Annotated in this window: 17 protein-coding genes and 1 pseudogene; 7 read left to right on the top strand and 11 right to left on the bottom strand. The window is 60.7% G+C overall.

Translation table 11 applies throughout. The annotated features are described in order from the left end of the window. Positions 1-28 precede the first annotated feature (28 nt). Positions 29-511 carry a hypothetical protein gene (locus MUU54_RS14275; protein WP_247244692.1) on the bottom strand — a complete coding sequence of 161 codons (483 nt, stop codon included), beginning with the start codon at positions 509-511 and terminating at the stop codon, positions 29-31. 965 nt (positions 512-1,476) lie between these two features. On the opposite strand from MUU54_RS14275, the gene MUU54_RS24600 reads away from it, so the two are divergent. From MUU54_RS24600 to MUU54_RS14300, 4 genes are all read left to right on the top strand, one after another. After that, positions 1,477-3,141, top strand: coding sequence for a hypothetical protein (locus tag MUU54_RS24600; protein ID WP_281433340.1), 1,665 nt, complete (start codon positions 1,477-1,479; stop codon positions 3,139-3,141). A gap of 114 nt (positions 3,142-3,255) precedes the next feature. Further along, positions 3,256-5,238 carry a hypothetical protein gene (locus tag MUU54_RS14290; protein WP_247244695.1) on the top strand — a complete coding sequence of 661 codons (1,983 nt, stop codon included), beginning with the start codon at positions 3,256-3,258 and terminating at the stop codon, positions 5,236-5,238. A 337-nt stretch (positions 5,239-5,575) separates the two neighbouring features. Continuing rightward, positions 5,576-7,420 carry a type I secretion system permease/ATPase gene (locus MUU54_RS14295; protein ID WP_435532481.1) on the top strand — a complete coding sequence of 615 codons (1,845 nt, stop codon included), beginning with the start codon at positions 5,576-5,578 and terminating at the stop codon, positions 7,418-7,420. A gap of 10 nt (positions 7,421-7,430) precedes the next feature. Further along, complete coding sequence (locus MUU54_RS14300) at positions 7,431-8,765, top strand: HlyD family type I secretion periplasmic adaptor subunit (protein WP_247244696.1); 1,335 nt, start codon at positions 7,431-7,433, stop codon at positions 8,763-8,765. 409 nt (positions 8,766-9,174) lie between these two features. Here the strand turns inward: MUU54_RS14300 and MUU54_RS14305 are convergent, their stop codons facing one another. Then, positions 9,175-9,447: a hypothetical protein gene (locus MUU54_RS14305; protein WP_247244697.1), complete on the bottom strand. Its 273-nt coding sequence runs from the start codon at positions 9,445-9,447 to the stop codon at positions 9,175-9,177. Positions 9,448-9,595: 148 nt separating this feature from the next. Here MUU54_RS14305 and MUU54_RS14310 point away from each other — a divergent pair, with 148 nt between their 5' ends. Together MUU54_RS14310 and MUU54_RS14315 are read left to right on the top strand one after the other, a co-directional pair. After that, on the top strand, positions 9,596-9,775 hold the full coding sequence (locus tag MUU54_RS14310) for a hypothetical protein (protein ID WP_247244874.1): 180 nt from the start codon (positions 9,596-9,598) through the stop codon (positions 9,773-9,775). Between the two features lie 623 nt (positions 9,776-10,398). Continuing rightward, positions 10,399-10,886, top strand: a pseudogene (locus MUU54_RS14315) (GGDEF domain-containing protein). Between the two features lie 189 nt (positions 10,887-11,075). Here MUU54_RS14315 and MUU54_RS14320 read toward each other — a convergent pair. The 9 genes from MUU54_RS14320 to MUU54_RS14360 all read right to left on the bottom strand — a co-directional run bounded on the left by MUU54_RS14320 (position 11,076) and on the right by MUU54_RS14360 (position 20,392). Beyond that, positions 11,076-12,158, bottom strand: coding sequence for a protein-glutamate methylesterase/protein-glutamine glutaminase (locus MUU54_RS14320; protein ID WP_247244698.1), 1,083 nt, complete (start codon positions 12,156-12,158; stop codon positions 11,076-11,078). 3 nt (positions 12,159-12,161) lie between these two features. Beyond that, complete coding sequence (locus MUU54_RS14325; RefSeq protein WP_376742098.1) at positions 12,162-13,037, bottom strand: CheR family methyltransferase; 876 nt, start codon at positions 13,035-13,037, stop codon at positions 12,162-12,164. Then, positions 13,034-13,525, bottom strand: a complete 492-nt coding sequence (locus MUU54_RS14330; protein WP_247244700.1) for a chemotaxis protein CheW — start codon at positions 13,523-13,525, stop codon at positions 13,034-13,036. Before MUU54_RS14330 ends, MUU54_RS14325 begins: the two co-directional genes overlap by 4 nt. Continuing rightward, entirely contained in the window at positions 13,522-15,315 is a 1,794-nt protein-coding gene (locus MUU54_RS14335; protein ID WP_247244701.1) for a methyl-accepting chemotaxis protein, read from the bottom strand. The genes MUU54_RS14330 and MUU54_RS14335 overlap by 4 nt, the downstream gene beginning before the upstream one ends. Before the next feature lie 175 nt (positions 15,316-15,490). Then, positions 15,491-17,179 carry a methyl-accepting chemotaxis protein gene (locus MUU54_RS14340; RefSeq protein WP_247244702.1) on the bottom strand — a complete coding sequence of 563 codons (1,689 nt, stop codon included), beginning with the start codon at positions 17,177-17,179 and terminating at the stop codon, positions 15,491-15,493. Between the two features lie 15 nt (positions 17,180-17,194). Beyond that, positions 17,195-17,710, bottom strand: coding sequence for a chemotaxis protein CheW (locus tag MUU54_RS14345; RefSeq protein ID WP_247244703.1), 516 nt, complete (start codon positions 17,708-17,710; stop codon positions 17,195-17,197). Next, positions 17,707-19,701: a chemotaxis protein CheA gene (locus MUU54_RS14350; RefSeq protein ID WP_247244704.1), complete on the bottom strand. Its 1,995-nt coding sequence runs from the start codon at positions 19,699-19,701 to the stop codon at positions 17,707-17,709. Before MUU54_RS14350 ends, MUU54_RS14345 begins: the two co-directional genes overlap by 4 nt. After that, positions 19,698-20,066: a response regulator gene (locus MUU54_RS14355; RefSeq protein ID WP_247244705.1), complete on the bottom strand. Its 369-nt coding sequence runs from the start codon at positions 20,064-20,066 to the stop codon at positions 19,698-19,700. The genes MUU54_RS14350 and MUU54_RS14355 overlap by 4 nt, the downstream gene beginning before the upstream one ends. Then, positions 20,063-20,392 (bottom strand): STAS domain-containing protein, encoded by a 330-nt coding sequence (locus MUU54_RS14360; RefSeq protein WP_247244706.1) that lies wholly within the window; start codon positions 20,390-20,392, stop codon positions 20,063-20,065. The genes MUU54_RS14355 and MUU54_RS14360 overlap by 4 nt, the downstream gene beginning before the upstream one ends. Positions 20,393-20,712: 320 nt before the next feature. On the opposite strand from MUU54_RS14360, the gene MUU54_RS14365 reads away from it, so the two are divergent. After that, positions 20,713-22,437: a coiled-coil domain-containing protein gene (locus tag MUU54_RS14365; protein WP_247244707.1), complete on the top strand. Its 1,725-nt coding sequence runs from the start codon at positions 20,713-20,715 to the stop codon at positions 22,435-22,437. The last annotated feature ends 41 nt before the right edge of the window (positions 22,438-22,478 follow it).

Raw genomic sequence — 22,478 nt, forward strand, 5'->3', positions numbered from 1 at the left:
GAGGCAACCAGACATCTCCTTGTCTTGACTACTGCGGGAACTTGTACCGATCCGTGATCTCCCAGAAGGTTCGGTTGATATTCGCCAGCGAGGCAATGCTGCTCTTGATCCGGTTGATTTCGGTCTCGTCCAAAGCTTCGATCTTTCCGTATTTTATAGCATCCCTGCTCTCAAAAATGCGGAGAGACTGCGTCAGGGCAATCTCGCCGGCAGGATCGAAAGAGTAGATGCAGTGATTGTACTTGTTACGGAGCTTTGCCTCATCGCCGAGCCGACGGGTGGCATCGAGGATCTCTGCACGGCAGCTCGGCTCAATCCTTTGCATTTTGGCCAGGCGCTCCACCAGATCCATTCGAGCGCGGGGCGTGTTGAGCGTCAGGAAGATGACGATTGCAGTTTCTTTGTCGACGCCGGCGAGACCCGCGATCATGTGGATCAATAAGCTCTCTGTATTTGTCCAAGTATAGTTCAGCTGACCGATCAGGAGGAGGAGATCCTTGAACTTCGACATGTCCTTCAGTCCTCCTGCGCACGGCGCTGTGTGGGCAATGTGGTCAGGGCTATCAGAAGCACCGCTACCTCCCTTTGGTGTGGATCCCGAGCTTCGAGTTCGTGTGGTAGATGCGGACCCGTCCTGCATTTTCTGCCAGTCTCTAGTCGCGGGCAATACGGTTATTTTTTGCATTTCTCCACAAGCCGAGTGCGCGGATTTCGGTCCTGAATCGTGGGCTGGCCCAATGCGCAAGGTTGATTGGAGCGGCGACCGTCACAAATGCCTCGCTATCCTCCCTGGTTAGAGGATCTCACGCTCCGAAATCCGCTTGCGCAGAACCTCCACACATGTCGGCGATGAAGGTTAGGCGGTTCGCGATCGACAACTCGAAGGCGCGTTGCTGATACCGGACGAAGTTGGCCCTGCCGTGCCGCGCCGGCATTAGCCTGCTTCAGCAGGATCGCTGGCGCCGCGCTAGTGCAAGAGCAGATAATCGGTTAACCCGAAAGAAGCTGTTGAAAGAGCGCAATAGCCTCGAATCCAACGCCTAAGATCGACTTCTTCAGACAGGCTCCTCCAGCCAAGCGGCTGTTTTTCCGCATATTTTTCTGCCGTTCCTGAACCTCGCGTCACAGGTCTAGCGGGTAGGGTTCTACCTCCCCCTTCTGACTGAGCCCGCCCATCAAGCGGCGTAACGATCCTCGCTAGAAGGCCAGTGGCTTACCCGAATAGGGATCTTATCGATCCGAGTGCTCGGGCGCACACTTCGGGCTGTGGTGCGCATACGTCCGGCGAGGAGGCTGGACCACCGACCACTTTCGCAACAGCCAAAGGGAGGACCTTTCATAGACAATTCAATGCTGTGTTTCGCCGCGGCGCTGTAAAGGCTCCGCATTATTCACATCATCGCACTCTCGCAGCAAAGACCCCAAGGAGATGAAGGGTGGTCACGTTGCGGCGATCGAACGAAAAAGGACACGATCATGTCTGGCAAGAACAACCACCATGGGATGAATTTCTACCCGTTCCCGAACGATCAGGAGCAGGATCAGTGGCAAGGCCAGGATCAGTGGCAGGATCAGGATCAGGATCAAGATCAGGACCAGACCAGTACTCAGACACAAACGAGTAACTCGGCCAACCTTAATGGAAATGCCAACCTAAACGTCGATGCCAATCTCAACGCTAATGCAAACTTCAATGCGAGCAAAAATATCAACGAAAACATCAACACGACGACTGTCAACGTTGATGTGAATGTTGACGCGACGATGGAAGAGCAGCTTCCTGACGACAATGACTTCGCCGACATTGACGTGTACGGTGGCGGCTCTGTCGATGGTGTCTTCAATGTGAACTTCGAAGACATTCTCAACGGCGCTCTCGGAGGAGAGGGCAATGACGTCGCCAATGTGCTGAACCAAGTCGCGAACATCCAGGACGACGACCAGCTCGGCTCTGCATCCGTGGCTAACAACAACCCGTTCACCCTAAACCAGACGTCTCACGGCGGCTTTGCCGTGGCTAGTGACGGCATCAACGCCGGTGGCTCTGGTGGTGACGGTGGGAATGATGCCGATGCAGACGGCGGCGATGGTGACGAAGGGGGTAACTCTTCCGGCGGCACGGCGTTTGGAGGCATCGGAGCGGGCGGCCAAGCTGGAAGCGCAGCACTCGGTGGCATCAGTGTCGGCGGCCTAGCCGCTGGTGGCTACGGTGACAGTGGCGACGCCACCGGCGGTGCTGCTGCAGGCGGCACTGGCGAAGGTGGGCAGGGTGCCCGCGGCGGAGACGCCCTCGGCGTAGGGCTTGGGCTTGGTCTCGGACTTGGTGCGGGGCTTGCTTTCGGTGGCGAAGGTGCCTCCGGTGGCAGCAGCAATGCTGGGGATGGCGGTAACGGCGCCGATGGCGGCGATGCCGACGGAGGTAACTCCGCCGATGGGGGCGCCGCTGCGGGCGGGGCTGTCACGCCTCTCGTGGGCTCTCTCGGACTGATCAACCCTATCATGGTCAATGGCAATGACGGCGGCGAAGCGACCGGCGGCGATAGCGATGGTGGCGATGGCGGCGGTGCTGGCTTCGGTGGCTCCGGAGGCTTCGGCGGTGCCAGTGGTGCAGCCGGAGCAGGTGGCGACGGTGGTGCTGCAGCTGGAAACGGGACTGGGACCGGCAATGGAAGCGGCAGCGGAGTTGCCAACGGTGGTGCCGGTGGCGATGGTCTAGGCGGGGCTGGCGGTGATGCAACCGCCGGCGATGCGGCAACCGGTGCCGCAACAGGTGGAACTGGCTGGGCCGGCGGCGGTGACGGCGGAGCAGCCCTCAGCGGTGCCTGGGCAGATGGGTTCGGCGGTGATGCCTTCGGCGGTTGGTCGATGGGCGGTGCCGGTGGCGCTGGTGGCGCAGGCGGTACGGCAACGACCGGATTCGGCGGAGCTGGCGGTGCCAACGGCTCCTGGGGCTCGGATAATGGTGATGATGGCTATGTAACCGGCACGAGTTCTGCGTCGTCGGATGCAGGCATCGACACCAGTGCTTTCAACCAGGACATCGTTCTGGGAGCCAACCTGCAGCAGAACGCAATCGACATGACCATCGTCGGCGGCAGCCTGACCAGCAACGTCATTGGTGAGGACGACGACGCCGCCTGACGCGGATCACCAAACTAACGTCAAATAGGATCTGCGCGACCATCTCGCGCAGATCCGTCCATCAGAACCTCGCCATCAACGGGATCCTTTCAAGGAGCAATCATCGTGATTGGCATGGACAAGATCACCGAAGAGATTTCCCACTTCATCGGGATATTCCAAACCACCTTGGAAGAGGCGAGACAAAGGGAAAGCTACGATGACTTTGCCTTTTCGCCTCCTCGACAAGACCTTCAGACAAACAGCGGTGAAAGCGAAACCTTCGCGGCACCGTTCGACTTGCTGGGGTATGAGCCATTCCTTGCCTATCGGTCGATCACACCGGTCTTTCCAGGCGCGCCGTTTTGGGAACTTCCGTCACCTGTGATGATCACACAGTCGGTGGTTGAAGGGCGGGAGCTGCGCTCCTCCGATGAACCATTGGTGAAACGCGCGCCAGATACTAAAGTGGCAGCCGAGGTTGAGACGCCATCAATCGAGCCGGTCGGATCAGTCGCCAACTACATCCAGCAGCACATTATCCTCAGCGACAATGACGTTTTCTCCATTGGAAACCACGGCTTCGTCGTTGTGGGTACGTCGATGACGCCAAGATCGCTACTTGATAAGGCAGAGATGATCACATCCCTGTCTCCGATCGCCGATGTCCAAGCTCCAGGGTCAGCTGACGAGATGATCGCGCTTGTCAAAGCCGTTGCCGAGGCGCTGGATGTCGCGACACCTGAAGGCGACTGCCTTGTCGCGCAGGGCGGCGCTCTTGATGGAAGCTATGTCAATGGAGAGTTGGTGACGGACGTACCTCAGCTCGAGGATTATCATTCATTTAATGATGAGGAAGACGAAATCGAGGAGGATATTGGCGTTTTCGGCGATGCCGATGGACCGCTTCTGGTCACGGGTGGACCTCTTGCCGAAGCTTCAGTCACCATCAAGGCGGGTGACAATGTGCTGGTCAACAACGTCATCCTCGAGACTCTCTGGACCGGTGCCAAGGTCACTGCGGTCGTCGGTGACCACATTGAGGTAAATGCTGTTGTCCAAGTCAATGCAGTCTGGGATGCGGACGATCTTGGTGCAGCGGTCTCGGGCTGGCACGGCGGTGATCCCAACCAACTCTTCAACATTGCAAGCTTTGAGCGTGAGATCGCAGTCGTTGAAGGGCAAGGTGCGGCTTCCGATGCTTCCCCCGCCTTCTGGACAGTTACGCGCATTGACGGTGATCTGATGATCGTCAACTGGATCGAACAATATACCTTCGTCAGCGATCAGGACGTTGGAGTCATTTCTGCGTCGGGAGGGCACGCCACGGTCGTCAGCGGCGGCAACAACGGCATCAATCACGTGTCGATCTACGAGTTGGGCTTTGGCTACGACGCAATCATCATTGGCGGGTCGGTGTATGACGCGAGCATCATCCAGCAGTTCAACATACTTTTCGATTCCGACAACGTTGATGGCGTCGGTGGCTTCGAAACGTCCGCGGCGGGGACCGCGGCATCATCCGCCAACCTCCTTTGGAACCAGGCGACGATATTGAACATCGGTACTGCTGACAGATTCGAGGGACTGCCCCAAGACTACTTGGACGCGGCGATGTCGGCCGCTGACGGAGAAACAGAACTGTCTTCTGACATTCTACATGATCCAGCATTCTCGGGCCTCGCTGGCTTGCGCGTGCTTTATATCAGCGGTGACATGATCAACGTACAGATGGTGCGGCAAACCAACATCGTTGGCGACGATGATCAGATCGCCTTGGCCATGGATACGATAGCACCGCAGATTGGGGTTAACTTCGTTGTAGAGACTGGAGCCAACACGCTGGTCAACAACGCTGCTATCTTGGACATGGACGCTTTAGGCAAGACTTATGTCGGCGGTGAACAGTACTCGCAGGAGACTCTCATCCAGGCGGAGTTCATCTCCACGCGCCCCGAACTCGGGGGGCAGGATCCGACCCTGCTGGCAAGCGAAGCGGTTCTTTTTCTTGATGACACAATGCTCGAGCCCGATCCCGAGCCTGCTCCGGGCGTCGTGATTGTTGCCGATCATACTCAGAGCCAGGACGACGGCTTGCAAACAATGTTGGCTCACTAGGGGGAGTTAAGTCTTGAACATCCGATCTGAGAGCGTACCCCCAAGCAGGGCGCCGCTGCCCGGTGGTGGTAACTTTATGCTGGCTCCAGCCGACCCAAGGCTCGAGGATTCCTTTGAGAAGATTGATCGGGCAATCCAAGTTTGCTTGCGAGTGGCTGATGAGCCGCCTGCTGGCAAGGCTTTATCTCCTGATCAACGGGATGCCCGTGAGCAGTCGGAGCATCAAGACGTTCCCGACGGCGAATTCATTTCAGTCGATGAAGTGGCGCCGGAGGACGTTGGCGTAGAGGCGACTACTGCGCGCGACGATACTCCTCGTGCGAAGACAGCTGAGGGAATGACAACGATAGACGGAGAATGCGGGCCGATCCTTGCGAAGGGCGGTCGGGAGTCAGGCAAGCCTTTTTCCTCGGGCGGCGGCAAGGGTTCAGGCAATGGAGATGGAACGTTCCACAAACGTCTGGGCCCCATTGATTTCGACGCCAGCCTGAAGGCGGCGGTTAAGGCGGTGCGTCACAACCTTGCGATCGTAATGTTGTTCACCGTGATCAGCAACATCCTGGTGCTCGCCATTCCGATTTACCTGTTCCAGATCTCGGATCGGGTGCTGACCAGCCGCTCTATCGAAACGCTGGTTATGCTCACGGTTATCATCGTCGGAGCTATTCTGCTGCAAGCGATGTTCGACGCGTTGCGCCGCTTTATCCTGATGCGAACTGCTGTCGAGGTGGCGGCCAACTTGGGAGCTCCGATCCTTGGTGCAGCAGCGCGCGCCTCGCTGCAGGGGTCGGGCAAGGAATATCAGACGCTGGGTGACCTGCAGCAAGTACGGTCCTTCCTCGTGTCGCGGACTCTGCTCTCTTTCCTGGATGCTCCGATCGCGCCGCTATTCGTGACCGCAGTCTTCCTCATTCACGTCGACCTCGGCATAATCGTGGTTGCAACGGCTATAGTCCTTCTCATTCTGACGCAGATCAACCAGAAGCTCACGGCCACACCGTTCGCCGAGGCGAACACCGCACAGGTAAAGGCCAATCTTCACGTAGAATCGATGTCTCGCAACTCGCAGATCATCAATGCGCTGGCGATGATACCCGAGGCCGTCCGCATTTGGGGAAGAGACACCGCAAGTTCCCTGCGTGCGCAAGTCGTGGCGCAGGATCGCAACATCATGATGGCTGCACTCTCCAAGGCGGTTCGCCTACTGACGCAGGTAGCCCTGCTCGGGTGGGGTGCCTTCTTGTCGCTGGAGGGGCAATTGACGGGAGGGATGGTCATTGCCGCGTCGATCATCGCAGGGCGAGCTCTGGCTCCGATAGAAGGCGCGATCGAGGGATGGAACCAGTATAGCCAGGCACGTGCTGCATATGGCCGGATCACGGCGCTCCTTACGTCCTCGCCCCTTGCCTTCGAGCGCTTGAGCCTGCCCAAGCCTGAAGGTCGGCTGGATGTGGAAAGGCTACTTTACGTCCCACAGGGAACTAAGCGGGTGGTCCTGAACGGCCTGTCTTTTTGCTTGCAGCCAGGCGACTCCCTGGCCGTTATAGGCAATTCGGGTGCCGGCAAGACGACGCTAGGGAAGATGCTGGTGGGTTCAATCCTGCCAACATCGGGCAGCGTCCGGCTTGATCTCATGGATCTGCGTAACTGGGACCAACGACAGTTCGGTGAGAATATCGGCTACCTCCCGCAGGACGTTCAGCTATTCCCCGGAACGATCAAGGCGAACATTGCTCGGATGCGGACTGATATCGACGACGAGGCAATCTATCGGGCTGCCGTTCTCGCGGATGTCCATGAGATGATCGCCAATCTACCGCACGGGTACGAGACCATGGTCGCGGCTGATGGCTCACCCTTGTCAGGAGGGCAGAAGCAGCGGATCGCGCTCGCGCGGGCATTCTTCGGCGATCCGCGTTTCGTTGTTCTCGATGAGCCGAACTCCAATCTCGATGGCGCCGGCGATGCGGCACTGAAGCGTGCTCTGACCCACGCCAAGGAGCACGGTATAACCGTGGTGACCATCACGCAACGTCCGGAACTGCTTCAGACGGTCGACAAGATCCTGCTTTTGGTCAACGGGACGGTCGCTCTGTTCGGCATGCGCCAGGACGTCCTTCAGGCATTGTCCAGCCGCGGCATCAGCGTGGAGTGCGGTTCCTTCGGCCATCAGCTGCAGTAGGGTGGCACTTATGAGTGAAATTGCAAAGGTGCACGACATCGAGTGGTACTCGGAAGTACCACGTTCCATCTGGAAACAAACACTGATTGGCCTGCTATTGATGGGGGTGTTTCTCGGAGGGTTCGGCACATGGGCCTTGACCGCACCGCTCGCCGCCGCCGTGATCGCGCAGGGAAGCTTCGTCGCCACTGGCCGCAATAAGATCGTCCAGCACCTGGAGGGCGGCGTAATCCGCGAGCTTCTGGTCAAGGAAGGCGATCATGTCGTCGAGGGTCAGCCGTTGGTGCTACTGGACGAGACAGCAGCTCGCGCCAAAACACGGGAGCTGTTTCTACGCCGTGTAAATCTGGAAGCCACAGCAGCGCGGTTGACGGTGCAATCGCAACAGGCTGCGCGCTATGTTCCACCGTCGTTCGTGGCCGAGCATCGAAACGATCCTGAAGTGAACTCGATCCTGGTGAGCCAAGAGCTCAATTTCAAGGCGCAGCAGGTGAAGCTATCCAGTGAGCTCTCCTTGTTGACGCAAAACGTGGAGGCTCTTCAGTATCGCGCCAAGGGATATGCGCGCCAGCGGGATGCCTATGTGCAGCAGCTGAATCTGCTGACGGCGGAACACGAAAGCAAAAAGGCGCTGCACAAGAAGGGGGTGATACGGGCGAACGACGTTCGGACCCTGGAGCGAGCCATGGCTGATGCGACGGGGCAGATCGGTCGGCTGGAGGCTGAGGTGGCGGAAACGGAAGCACAGATAATCAAGACAAAGCAGGAAATGGAAAGGGCGCATCAATTATACCGCCAGGACGCGCTCGACCGCCTTCAGGACATCCAGAGTGACCGGGATATGGTGCGGGAGCAACTGACACAGGCGGAAAACGTCCTCGCACGGGCGACCATCCACTCGCCGGTCACGGGAGTCGTCGTTCGCACTCACTACAATACCACAGGCGGCGTCATCGAGAGCGGGAAGGGGATTCTGGAGATACTGCCCTCTGGCGTGCCGCTCATCATCGAAGTCCAAATTCCACGTACATCAATCGATCGGGTGAGGGCGGGGCAGACGGCAACCGTTCGTCTTATCTCACTCAACCAGCGAACAACGCCGGTGCTGAACGGGAAGGTTATCTACGTTTCCGCAGACGCGCTCCAGGACGCCCAGAAGGAACACCAGGACGTTTACGTTGCGCGCGTAGACGTGCCCTCAGAGGAACTGGCGCGCGTTCATGGATTTAGCCCAACTCCAGGCATGCCAGCGGAGGTGATGGTGCAGACCGAGGCGCGCACGTTCTTCAACTATCTCGTCAAGCCGATCAGGGACAGCATGTCGCGAGCGTTCACCGAGCGGTAGTGGCGTGAGCAGCGAGGATGTCACTGTAACCGGTTATCCTTCGCGCCCGGCGTGCCGAAGGAACCTTGAGGCTATCAGCAGAAGACCAAGATCCATTTGATACCTGAATCGAAAGACGAGCGGATCGAAATCAGCTTGCTGGAAGGAGGCCAACTACGGACTTGGTCGTGAGCCTGATCCTTTTGCGTGCCTCCGTCTACACTTACGTTCGCCTTGAGCATGCAATCGTCCGAAACGAGCCTGCATCAGGCTTTGTGCGCAGCGCCCAGGAGAGGGCATGACCTATGCGATGCTGTCGCACTTACACGGCGTCCTACTGAAGCCGACCGTTCCCATTCATCGAGCTTTCGGGCGCCTCCCCACTGACGAAATGCAAGGCATTGCAGAAAATGTGGGAACGCCGGGTGCGTTATGCGCCTGACGCTCCACCTCCCGCTTGCAGTTGGTCCTGGCGGTTGCGATCTACTCCGTCGGAATAGTCGCCGCTGTCAATCGTCTTGGTGTCTGTCATCAGCCGGGGCAAGATAGGGTTGATGCTTCGGTTCCTGAGGAAGTCGACACCGGGTGTGCGAGCCGTCGCGCCTGCACCGCGATAGTATTCTCCTTCGGCCGCTGATGTGGCTGTTGCAAGGCCTGCGGAGGCGGCCAATGCGGCCGCGAAGATGATGTGCCGGTTTTTCATTGTTCTGTCCTTTCGGTTGATCGCACGGACACTTCCACCGTGCATCAGGGTCTGACGTAGTTTGGCATCCCGCTGATTAGGGGATCGCCTTCATGTCATCATTGGGCAGTCTGTTGTCTCTAGATGTCGGGGTTCGCGGTGCTGCGCCATGCCGCCATCGCGTCCCACCGGTGAGCCGGTCGACCTGATGGTACTGCGCGCCTACAACTACATGAACCTGAACAGGCCGCACGATGCGTTGCGGCTGTTTGAGGCCGCCGCTGCAACCGGCAACCGGGATACAAGCAGGGGCCTTGCCGACGCGAAGGCAGCCGTCGGCTTGAACTGATGCCACGAAACGGCCACTGCGATCGGTTTCGCTGGCGCAGATCGTCTGTTTCGGCAGCTGAAAAGAAAGAAGGCGCACCAGCTCAAGACGCGCGAGACAGGAGGCCCCGATGGAAACCACGCTCATGGCAGAGCTGCCGCTGGAACTGCGGCGGCTGACGGCGGTGCGGTCTCTGCTCGATCTTCATTTCGGGCCCGACGCCTGAGCTTGCCGCCACTGCCGAGCTTGCGCAGCGCGTCTTTTCGGTGCTGCGGGCAGGCGTGCATGTGCTCGACGAGAACTGGCTGCGGATCGCCACCCAGGCCGGTCTCGAGATTGCAGAGTGTTCCAGCGACATGTCGATCTGCACCCGGGTGGTGCAGATGCGCGACCTCATCATCATTTCCGATCTGCGCGAGCATCCGGAACTGCGTCACCGGCGCACCGGAATTCCGCTTCTATGCCGGGGTGCCGCTCGAACTGGAGCCCGGTCTGATCGTCGGGACATTTTGTCTGCTGCACGACGAGGCGAAGACGCTGACGGAGGAGGATGTGGAGACATTGCAGCGCTTCGGCCCTGCTTCGCCTGCAAAGGGGCCAACTGCATGCTGAAGATCAGCGAGGATAATCTGACCGACGCGGCCATGCGCGATCCGCTGACGCGCTTCTACAATAGGCTGGCGCTCGAAAAGATCGTCGACGCCAACCTGCAGGCAGACGAAGCCCGAAGCGAACTCCTCGGCGTCCTCTACCTCGACATGGACGGCTTCAAGGCGATCAACGATACCTACGGCCATCGCCGTGAGGTGACGCTGCACGCGGTTGCAGACCGGATCCGACAGATCGTGCGCGGCAGCGACGTGGTGGTGCGCATGGGCGGCGATGAATTTGCAATCTTCATGCCGGAGCTGGAATCTCGCGATCAGCTGAAGCGCGTGGCAGAGCGGCTGCGGCGCAGTTCCAGGAGCCGATCGCGCTAGACGGCAAGGTGGTGCAGGCCGGCGCGAGCATCGGCGGCATCGTCGCCGCCAAGGGCGACATCGACCGCAACGTCCTTCTGGCGACGGTGGACGAGGCGATGTACGAAGCAAAGGCCGCCGGCCGCAACCGCTTTGTGGAGAAAGCGTTTTAGAGCTGACTTCGGGCGGGAAGCGTGTCTCCAGCTTTGCATTGGCAATGCCTACTAGCTTGGGTCCAATCGTCCCCCTTAGACAAGCGCCGTTCGACAGCGATGCGTGTGGCTGAATCTCCCAAGCGTCGGTTTTCTCTGGCGACAGATCATACCGCTTTCCGCGGAAAGAAACGATCCGCGAGATCTGGATTACCGTCGCCGGTCAGCGGCCAAAATCTCCCGGGCTATCTGCTCGAGGGGGACGATGCGGTTGACGCCGCCGCGGGCGATCGCTTCCTTGGGCATGCCGAATACAACGGAGGTGGCCTCGTCCTGGGCCAGCGTGAAGGCGCCGGCCTCGTGCATTTCGAACATGCCTCGGGCGCCGTCGTCTCCCATGCCGGTCATGATCACACCCATTGCATTGGCGCCGGCGGAGCGTGCGGCCGAGCGGAAGAGGACGTCGACGGAGGGCCTGTGGCGGTTCACGAGAGGGCCGCTTCGCACCGAGACCTCGTAGCGGGCGCCGCGGCGTTCCAGCAGCGTGTGTTTTTCGCCGCCCGGCGCAATCAGCACATGGCCGCGCAAGACTGCATCCCCATCCTCGGCTTCCTTGACCTCGACAGCACACAAGCCGTTTAGGCGTTTGGCGAAGGCGGCAGTAAACTTCTCCGGCATGTGCTGGACAATGACCATTCCCGGCGCATTGGCAGGCAAGGCCTCCAACATTTCGCGCAAAGCCTCGGTTCCTCCGGTCGAGGCGCCGACGCAAACGACCATCTCAGTGGTTTTCGCCATGGCGCCCGCCTTCGGCGGCGGAAGGACCGCATCCGCGGTGAGCTTTGCGTTGGTCGCTTCCGGCGGCTTGTGACGCCGCAGCTTACCAACCTGAGCCCGCGCCGCCGACTTCACGACGGTGCGGATACGTTCAGCCGCTTCCGCCAGATGATCCGCAGCACCGATCTTCGGCTTGAGGATAACGTCGACGGCGCCGGCTTCAAGCGCCTGCATCAGCGTCTGCGAGCCGGCCTCGGTCAGTGATGAGCACATCACCACCGGGATCGGGTGCTGGCTCATCAGCTTGCGCAGGAAGGTGATTCCGTCCATCTGCGGCATCTCCACGTCGAGCGTGATGACGTCCGGGATATCGTCGCGGATCTTGCGCGCGGCCATGAACGGATCGTTCGCGGCGCCGATCACCTCGATCTCGGGATCGGCCGACAGCACGGCCGTCAGGGTCTGCCTGACGCTGGCGGAATCGTCGACGATCAGCACCCGGGTCTTCTTCGACATCGTTCAGATCCGCTTGAAGATGGTGTTGGCGACCTGGCGAAGCGGCAGATCGAAGCCGGACGCGGTCTCGGAATGACCGATGAACAGATAGCCACCGGGTGCGAGGCAGTCGCAGAGGCGGGACAGCACCCGCTGCTGCGTCGGCTTGTCGAAATAGATCATCACGTTGCGGCAGAAGATGATGTGCATCAGGTCGCCGACGGGATAGGCGGCGTCCATCAGGTTGAGGCGGGCGAAGCCGACGCGCGAACGCAAGTCGGGAGAGATGCGAACCTCCGAGCGGCGACGGTTCGACGAACGCATCACGTATTTGCGCATCATGTCGGCAGGCACCGGATCGATGAGGTCGGCCGTATAGATCCCCTTGTGCGCCTTCTGCAGCACTTCGGTGGAGAGATCGGTGGCGAGAACGAAGTATTCGCGTTCCGGCGCGGACCGCGACAACCAGTCGTCCAGCACCATCGCGATGGTATAGGGCTCGGCACCGGTAGAGCATGCGGAACTCCAGGTGCGGATGCGTCGTTCGCCGAAGGCGTTCAGGATGTCGGGGAGCGCCTGTTGCGCAAGATACTCGAAGTGCTTCGGCTCCCGGAAGAAATCGGTCTTGTTAGTGGTGACGGAATCGATGAGGTGAAGCGCCTCCGATTGAAGGCCACCTTCCTCGAACAGGTAGTCGCAATAGGCGTCGAAGCTTCCGATACCGGTGACTCGCAGCCGTCGGCGCAGCCGGCCTTCCAGCATCGTGACCTTGCTGATCGGCATCTTGATACCGCTGTAGTCGTAGATGTATTTCGCCAGCCGGTCAAAATTGCGCCGGCTGAGGCGATCGTCGAGCGGTTGGCTCTTCAAGGCGATGTTCAATGCGGCTCTCCGGCTCAAGCGACCCGTGCCGCCGGTGCGACAACAGCAAGGGCGGGGCCGGCATCGGAGAACAGTCGCGAAAGATCGACGATGACGACGAACCCCTCGTCGCGCCGCACGACCCCGGCAATATAGTCGGAGCGCCAGCGGACGCCGATATCCGGGGCCGCCTCGATCTGCTCGCGACGGAACGGCACGACTTCATAGACGCGGTCGGCGACGAGCCCGAGCGCCAGCACCTTCTCGCCCATCGGCACATCCATCACCAGGATACGGGTATGGGGTGTCTTGACGGTCGCCCTCATCCCAAGCCGCAGCCTGAGGTCGATCACCGGCACCCCCTGGCCGCGCACGTCGCGCAGGCCGAGGAGGTAATCCGGTCCATGCGGGATCTTGAAGGCATCCTCGTGGTCGAGAATTTCCCGGACCACTTCAACCGGGACTGCGAAGAGTTCGTCGCCGAGACTGAAGGTGACGAATTGTGATTCTGTGCTGACCATGGTCATGCGGTCTCCCGGAAATCATCGTCTTCGGCATCGGGACCACCCATGGACATGTCGAGTGCGAACCCTTTAACCCGCGACTGCTGCGCAGCAACGCTGTGCGACGGTCGGGCGGCGGCAGCCTTGGGCGATGTCGTGACCTTCGTCTGAGCCTGTTTTGCCGGAGTGCGGCCTCGCATCGAAGATGACTCCACCCGGAAGAAAGAGATTGATGCCTGAAGCTCTTCGGCCTGGGCGGCGAGCTCCTCCGAGGTGCCGGACATCTCTTCCGAGGCCCCGGCATTTTGCTGGGTGACCTTGTCGAGCTGCTGGATCGCCTCGTTGATCTGCGCGGCACCGATGTCCTGCTCCCGGCAGGCGGCGGAGATCTCCGAGACGAGCTCGGCGGTCTTCTGGATGTCGGGCACCAGACGGTTCAGCATCTCGCCAGCTTCGGTCGCCACCTGCACGGTTTCCCCAGAGAGGGAGCTGATCTCGGCGGCAGCGGCTTGCGAGCGCTCGGCAAGCTTGCGCACCTCCGAGGCGACGACGGCAAAGCCCTTACCGTGTTCGCCGGCACGGGCCGCTTCGACCGCCGCATTGAGGGCGAGAAGGTCGGTCTGGCGGGCGATCTCCTGGACGATCGAGATCTTTTCCGCGATCGTGCGCATGGCGCCGACGGCACGGTTGACGGCTTGGCCCGAGGTTTCCGCGTCACGCGAGGACTGACGGGCAATCTTCTCCGTCTGCGCTGCGTTGTCGGCGTTCTGCTTGATGTTGGCGGCCATCTGTTCCATCGAAGCGGAAGCCTCCTCGGCGGCCGAAGCCTGCTCGGTTGCGCCCTGGCTCAGTTGCTCCGACCCTGACGAGAGTTCCTGACTGCCGGAAGAGACGTTGTCCGAGGCGGCAAGCGCATCGGCAACGACCAGACGCAAGCGCTCCACCATGCTTTGCAGTGAGAGCCCCAGGACGTCCTTTTCCGAAAGGGGTTTTGGCGTAACCGTTAGGTCGCCGCCGGCAATCTGATCCGCAAGGTTAGCGGTGTTGCGCAGGTTGCCGGTCATGACGTTGATGGTGTCGACGACATCCTTGATCTCGTCGTTGGTCTTGATCTCGATCGTTTGCTCAAGATCACCGACCGCGATGGCGTCGGCCACGCGGCGGATGTTCGACAGCCCGCGATTTATGCCGAGAGTGATCCAGAAGGCGGCCACGGTTGCCAGCACTAAGGCGGCCGCCGCGAGTGTAATCAAGAGATAGAAGGCAGAATTGAAGCTCGTATCGGCCGCAAGATCGGATTCTTGGATGGCCGCCTCCGTCTGTGCCGCGAGGTCTTCCGTAAGAGTATCCAGCTTCTCGCTGGCGGCCGTACCTTCAGTTTGGTTCACCTCCAGCGCCGCATCTCGTAGGCCTTGATCAACAAGAGAGATCACCCTGTTGTTGATGGTAAGGTAGTCATCCCAGAAGTCGCGAATTGCTTGCCACTTCGGCTTGAACGCCTCCGGTGCATCCTTCGCGCCGTCGTTCATCGCCTGTTCAAATGCGTGACGTTCTGCTTCGATCGTCGCCTTAGCCTTCTCCAGCCGTTCCCGCGTGTTGGCTAGGAGGAGGTCACCTTCGGCAAGACCGAGGCCGTCAAAGGCGGCGGCGATATCATTGGCGTGATCGTCCTGCTGGATCGGGCCTTCGACCAGTTCGTTTCGCAGGGCATTCATCTGCTGCATCTCGTAAATGCCCAACCCTGCCGATGAGCAGACAACAAGAATGAGAAAGCCGAACGCCAGCGCCAGCTTCAGTTTGATCGTCAATCGCATAGCCTTATTCCTCAGATGAGGGTGTCATTGATGCTTCTTCAGAACTGCCCTCGAAGAAGCGGAACAAGCGAAGAAGACCGATCCATTCACTCTTCTGCCATTTCCGACGGGGTCGGAGTGCCAAACGCCTACATGCGTTTGGCACCCGGGGCCGATTGGCCCAGGGTCTTCTGTTTCAGGCGCTTTCGCGGAAGTGCATGTCGTCAGCGTCGGGGCCACCCATGGACATGTCGAGCGCGAAACCCTTGGCACGTGCCTGCTGGGCCCTCACCGGATGCTCCTGAGCATTGAAGGGCGCGGCGCTCGACCTGGCTGGCACCTTGGGCTGTGCCTTCATCGGTGCGGCTGCCTTTGGAGCCTTGACCCCTGCGGCACCGTCCACCCGGAAGAAGGCGATGGAAGCCTGAAGCTCTTCGGCCTGGGCGGCGAGTTCTTCGGAGGTCGCCGACATCTCTTCCGATGCGCCGGCATTCTGCTGGGTGACCTTGTCGAGCTGCTGGATCGCCTCGTTGATCTGCGCCGCACCGATGTCCTGCTCCCGGCAGGCGGCGGAGATTTCCGAGACGAGTTCGGCCGTCTTCTGGATGTCGGGCACCAGACGGTTCAGCATCTCGCCAGCTTCGGTCGCCACCTGCACGGTTTCCCCAGAGAGGGAGCTGATCTCGGCGGCAGCGGCTTGCGAGCGCTCGGCAAGCTTGCGCACCTCCGAGGCGACGACGGCAAAGCCCTTACCGTGTTCGCCGGCACGGGCCGCTTCGACCGCCGCATTGAGGGCGAGAAGGTCGGTCTGGCGGGCGATCTCCTGGACGATCGAGATCTTTTCCGCGATCGTGCGCATGGCGCCGACGGCACGGTTGACGGCTTGGCCCGAGGTTTCCGCGTCACGCGAGGACTGACGGGCAATCTTCTCCGTCTGCGCTGCGTTGTCGGCGTTCTGCTTGATGTTGGCGGCCATCTGTTCCATCGAAGCGGAAGCCTCCTCGGCGGCCGAAGCCTGCTCGGTTGCGCCCTGGCTCAGCGTCTCGGAGCTTGCGGAGAGTTCCTGGCTACCGGACGAGACATTATCGGAGGCGGCAAGCGCATCGGCAACGACACCCCGCAACCGCTCGATCATCGTGTTGACGTAGCCGAGCATATCACCGATCTCGTCCTTGCTGGTGATCGGGGCGAAGCGTGTGAGGTCGCCTTCCGCGACGTTCTGCACGGATTGGATGGCATTGCGCAAGCCGCGGTTGATGCTCATCGCTATCCAGAAGGCGGCAGCGACGGCGATCAGAAGGGCGGTGGCGGCGACGATGATCATCACCAGCCGAGTCTGGGCGTAACCCTCGTCCGAGGTGACTTCCGCCTCCTTCAGGCGCGACTGCTCAAGACCGACTACTTCCGCGAGCAGCGTATCGATCTCGTTCGTGACCGCACGTGCCTCGTTGGCGGAGACCTGCGCGGCGGCTGCACTGTTGCCGGCCAGCATCATTGAACGGATTCGGTCGTCCTGCTTGCGAAACTCGGCGGTGAAGTCCTGAAGCTTGTTCCAGAACACCATGCCCTGCTCGGTCGCGAGCGCCATCACTGACCGGAACGATTGGTCGAACTTGCGGCGAGCGTCGTCAGACTTGTCGATATAGCCCTGCATCTCCTGAGTGCTTGTCGCCATGAGGAGGTTTTTCTGCTGACGGATCTGCTGCAGCTGCTCGGTGCTTAGCTCTTGCGCGAGTCTCAGGCGCTCGGCAGGACCTTGAATAACTGTGTTCAGTGTCTGGTTCAGGTTGCCGAGGCTGAAGATGCCGTATCCGGCAGTCGCGAGCAGCATGAGGATGACGAAGCCGAAGGCGGCCCCAAGTTTGAATTTAATCGTGGCGCGCATGGTAGCCTCTTGAACCTAGGTGGTGCTGGAGCCAGTTTGGCGTTGAGCGTGATTGGCGGAAAAGATCGCCTGGAGGTTCGGAACGATGATGAAATCGCTTCCGCGCTTGACCAGGCAGTCGATGAAATCGGGGCGCCAGCGCATGCCGACGCTTGGCGGAGGTTCGCCGGCAGTTCGCGACAGCGTCGTTACCTCGTGAACCTTGTCGGTCCGGATGCCGGTGAGCGTCGGCTCGCCGTCGATTTCCAATTCGATCACGATAATGCGGCTGTCGATGGTCGGCTGGGTCGCCTCCATGCCGAACGCAAGCCGGATGTCGGCGAGCGGGATGACCTTGCCGCGGAAATTGATGACGCTGCCGACGAAGGCCCTGGCCCCGGGAACCGTCGTCTCCGGTAAGAGGTCGAGGATCTCCTGGACGGCCGCCGCCTGCAGGGCAAAGACTTCCCCCGCGATGTCGAAGGTGACCACCTCGATCTCTTCGCGACCTTCCCAGACTGTATCGGGTATTGCTCTTGCTGCTTCGCTCATCCGGCCGCGCGTAGGTGCGCCTCCTGTTGCTGGCCCTCGGCGACCAGGTGTCCGACATCAAGGATCAAGGCGACATCACCATCACCGAGGATGGTGGCGCCCGAGAACGTGCCGACGTCATGATGGAGCTTGGACATGCTCTTGATCACCGTCTGGTGGTCGCCGATGATCTGATCGACGACGAGGCCGACCCGTTCGGCACCGGTCGAGATCACGACCACCTTCTGGAAGGGATCGGGCGCTGTGCCGGTGCGGAAGAGATCGCGCAGGCGGATGAAGGGCACGAGGCTGTCGCGTAGCGAGATGAAGCTGCGGCCGCGCGAGCGCATATCTTCTTCAACCGACAACTCCAGGCATTCCTCGACCGCTGACAGCGGAATGACATACCGGCCGGTGCCGACGCGTACGAGCAGTCCGTCGATGATCGCCAGCGTCAACGGAATAGCGAGCGAGATCTCGGAGCCTTCTCCGGGGCGGCTGATCACGTTGATCGCGCCGCGCAGGGCGTCGATCGTGCGCTTGACGACATCCATGCCCACGCCGCGGCCGGAGAGGTTGGTCACCTCCTGCGCGGTGGAAAAGCCCGGCTGGAAGATCAGCTGGTAGAGCTCCTGGTCGGTCAGGCTCTGGTTGGCGGCGATCAGGCCGGAGGCCTCGGCCTTGGCGCGGACCCTCTCCTTGTTGATGCCGCGGCCGTCGTCCTTGATCGTGATGATCACCTCCCCGGCCTGCTGTCGTGCCGAAAGGAAGATGCGCCCCGCCTGCGGCTTTCCGGCAGCAATACGTTCATCAGCAGGCTCGAGACCATGATCACAGGAATTGCGCACCAGGTGCACCATCGGATCGGCAAGTCGCTCGATGACGCTCTTGTCGACCTCGGTTGTTTCGCCTTCGGTGACGAGCTCGATGCTCTTCCCGGTCTCGTGGGCGAGATCGTGTACGAGACGGCGGAAGCGCCCGAACAGTTGCGCCACCGGCACCATGCGCAGCACCATCATCGTGTCGCGAAGCTCACCGGACAGACGTTCCACGTCCTCGGAAACGGCGCGCAGTTGCAGGTCGCCGCTGCCACCGGCGAGCTGGCTGAGACGCGACTGGGCGATCACAAGTTCACCGACGCGATCCATCAACTCGTCGAGGCGCTCGGCCGGCACGCGGACATTCTCGGCGGCCTTGGCAGCCTTCGCGTCGACCAATGCCGGCGTGGCTGCACTTACCGCACGGGTGGCAGCAAAAGCGGGCTGCAAAGGCTCGCCCGCAGCACTTTCTTGCTGGTCCGGGTCTTTCGGTTGCTCGATCGAAGGTCTCGCTTTCGAGACCTCCAACTGCATCTCGTCCATCACGAAAATGAAGACGTCATCGATTGCCGAGCGCGGCTCCTCGGTCTCCAGTTCGACAGTCCAGGAAAGGTAGAGGTCGGTCGGCTCCAGCGCATCCAGGGTGGGGATCGCAGAGCGATCGGCAATAACGCGGCAATCGCCGAGTTCCCGCAGCTCGTCCAGCAGCCCAAGCGGATTGGTCCCGTTCGCCATGGCATTCTGCGGCAGCGAAAAGCGGACCGTGTAGCAGGTCACGGGAGGCGCGCTTGTCGTGGTCGTGGCGAGGGGAGCGCCGCTCGCCATGACCACGGCAGACCGTAGCTTTGCCAGCAGAGCCTCGCTCACCGCATCGTGGTCTCCCGCCGGTGTTTCTACCAGCGTGCGCATATGGTCCATTGCTTCGAGAACGGCGGATACGAGTGCTTGCGTCGCAGGCACCTCGCCCTTGCGGACCCGGTCGAAGGCAGTCTCGCAGTGATGGGTGAAGGCGGCGAGCGCGTCGAAGCCAAACATTGCGCCCGAGCCCTTCAGCGTGTGAAGGCCGCGGAACACCGCGTCGATCTGGTCCTTGTTGCCAAGATCGACGTTGAGGTCGAGCAGCCCGCCCTCGATTTGCTCAAGAAGTTCGGCCGCCTCCGTCCTGAAAACCGCGATCGGATCAGGAAAGCTCATCGGCCGAGAACCTTGCGAACGATCTTGACCAGGCTTTCCGGGTCAAACGGCTTCGTCAGCCACCCGGTGGCGCCTGCGGCCTTTGCCTGCTGCTTCATGTCGGCATCGGATTCAGTGGTCAGGAAGATAACGGGGACGCCGGTATGGGCGGGCAGCTTGCGCAGCTCGCGGATCATCGTCAGGCCATCCATGTTCGGCATGTTGAGATCGGTGACGATCATGTCGAACTGGCCGGAGCCCAGCTTCGCCAGGCCATCCTGGCCATCCACGGCTTCCGTGACTGTATAGCCGGCATTGCTTAGCGCCACCCGGGTCGTCAGTCGGATACTGGCCGAATCGTCTACTGTCAGGATGCTTGCCGTCACTGCGTCTCTCCTTGGTGGAGCCAGAATTGTCTGTCGTTGATGTTCATGGTGTCGATAATGCCGCCACGCTCGAGCACGGAAAGCAGTGTGCCGGAAGCTGGTTTGGCCAACCTGAGCCCCTTCTCAGCACTCGCGAAAGAGATGCGCGCAGCTTCAACGATCTGTACAAAGCTGAGGTCGACCGGCGCCCGCTCCGCAACATCGAGCTCGGTCGCGGCATGACGACCCAGCGAATCGAGCAGGAGGCTCTTGATCTCGGCGGCACTACGCATCGTCAGGTTTTCCGGCAGTGCGAGATAGTGGACGGCGGGCTCTGGAGAAGGCATGTCGGCTTCCGATCGCCTCAGTGGGCGGAGTGAGATTTCGACCGGAAAAGTCGGCTCTGTACATTAAGCCATCTCTAATTTTGTAGGCTGAGTTTTTAGGAGGGATTATTGGGAAGCGGGATCTCGCACTGGAAGGCCATCCATTCGTTAACCACTCGTGACGCTTCCCTCGCCGGATTCTCAAGCGGTTAACCTTCGCCGGTAGAGGCTGCTGCTGGCCTCTGGGACAGGTGGCGCAAAGCCGCAGCTGATCCAGAACGAGACAGGCGGGCGTTGCGCCCGATGATGAAGGCGGCACATGCCGCCGATGCGAGGGAAACGTGGCAGCGACTGCACTCAGAACGCCGATGGCGAACCTCCCGGACCCGGATCTTACGTCGGTGGTCCGGCTCCTTGAAACGGCGCGGGGTAGCATCGAGGAGCGTTTCCTTGACGGCGGCAATGCCATCCTGGCGATACTCGATGTCCTTAACGGTTTGGTTGGTTCTCTGGACGAACTCACCACGTCGCTGGATGCGGACACCGCCCAGCAGACGACCGCAGAACTCGAGAAGACGGGGAAGCGACTTACAGAGTTGACCGACGTCGAGCTCGGCCGGCAGGACAGCTTCCGATCGATCCTTGCGGCGCAGCAGGCACTGCGGCCACAGGTCGCGCAGATGCAGGAGACCCTTCGTTATCTGCGCACCTTCGCCGTGACTGCCAAGATCACCGGCGCCGGAATTCCCGAATTTGCAGGCTTTGCCGAAGAAATCCTCCAGCGCATCGGCGACGGTCGGGTGCAGGTGGACGATCTCTCCTGCAAGCTCGGCAAACTGGGCGCGGGCCTTGCTCCGGTCATCGAAAGAGGCGAAGCAATCCTCGTCACCTACCAGAACTCGATCCCGGCGATCATTTCCAACCTTAGCGAAGGGGGAGAGAAAATCGCCCACCACCGCAGCCTGCATGCGGCTCACGCGGCAAGCGTCAAGGCGGTGACGGCCCGCATCCAGGCGAAGCTGGGCGCGACGCTGTCGGCAATGCAGATCGGGGATGCTACGCGGCAGCGGATCGAGCATTGTCAGTCGGCAATCGCGATCCTCGAGGAGGCATCTTATCTCCCTGAAGACGACCGACAACTGCTCGACGCGGCGATACGCCAACTGGTATACCTCCAGATTGAACAAACCTCCGCAGACTTCGCCCGCGAAACGCGCAAGATCGTCGAGACCGTCGCAAGTTTCCGCTCGGATCTGCAGGAGATCGCTTCGCTTCGCGGACTGATGAACGAAGGGGGAGAGACCGATGATGCTACGCCCCTGCGCCTTCTGGAGCAGGCCATTAGCGAGGCGCGCGCCGCCGTCCGGGAAGTCGAGGCGGTTGCGCAAGAGGCTGCCCAAATCAGTCGCGGCACGGCGGAAACGGTGGCGGAGCTCACGCACGGCATCGGCGTCGTGCAGATGGTCCGCACGGACATCCACTACATGGCACTCAACACCAATCTTCGCTGCAGTCGCGTCGGAGAGGATGGAAAGGCGATCAACGTCGTCGCTGCCGAACTACGCAACTTCGCCGCTCAACTGGACGAGAGCGCCGAGAAGATCCTCGGTGCGCTGCAGAGCCTAGAAGCTGCGGCCACTACGTTGCGGGCGTCGGACGCGGATGCCGATACATCGCTGGACAGCCGTCTGGAAGCGGCACGCGCCGCCATTAGCCACGCGGCAGAGAAGATGGCGGCAGGCCTTCGGCGCCTGACGCAAGACAGCGCGACGGCCGAAGAGCAGACGATGACCCATCTCGGGCGGCTCGACTTCGATGGCGCGCTCGGAAACATCCTGCACAGCTGCGCCGAGCAGATGTCAGGTGCATCCGCAGGCCCCATCTTCGTCGGAGATCGCGAGCCGCTGAGGGAAATCGGCAACCGCATCCTTAAGCTCTACACCATGGCGCCTGAACGCGAACTGCATGCGCAGATCTTCGGGGCCAGTGTTGCGCAGACAAGTGCACCGCCCGGCAACGCCTCCGGCGTTCAAGATGATGACGACCTTCTCGATGCGCTGTTTTAGCGTCTTGAAGAACGACTAGCCGGCCCTTGCGCTTCTGCAGG

This window comes from Pseudorhizobium tarimense (genome assembly GCF_022968135.1).
Classification (GTDB): Bacteria; Pseudomonadota; Alphaproteobacteria; order Rhizobiales; family Rhizobiaceae; genus Neorhizobium; species Neorhizobium tarimense.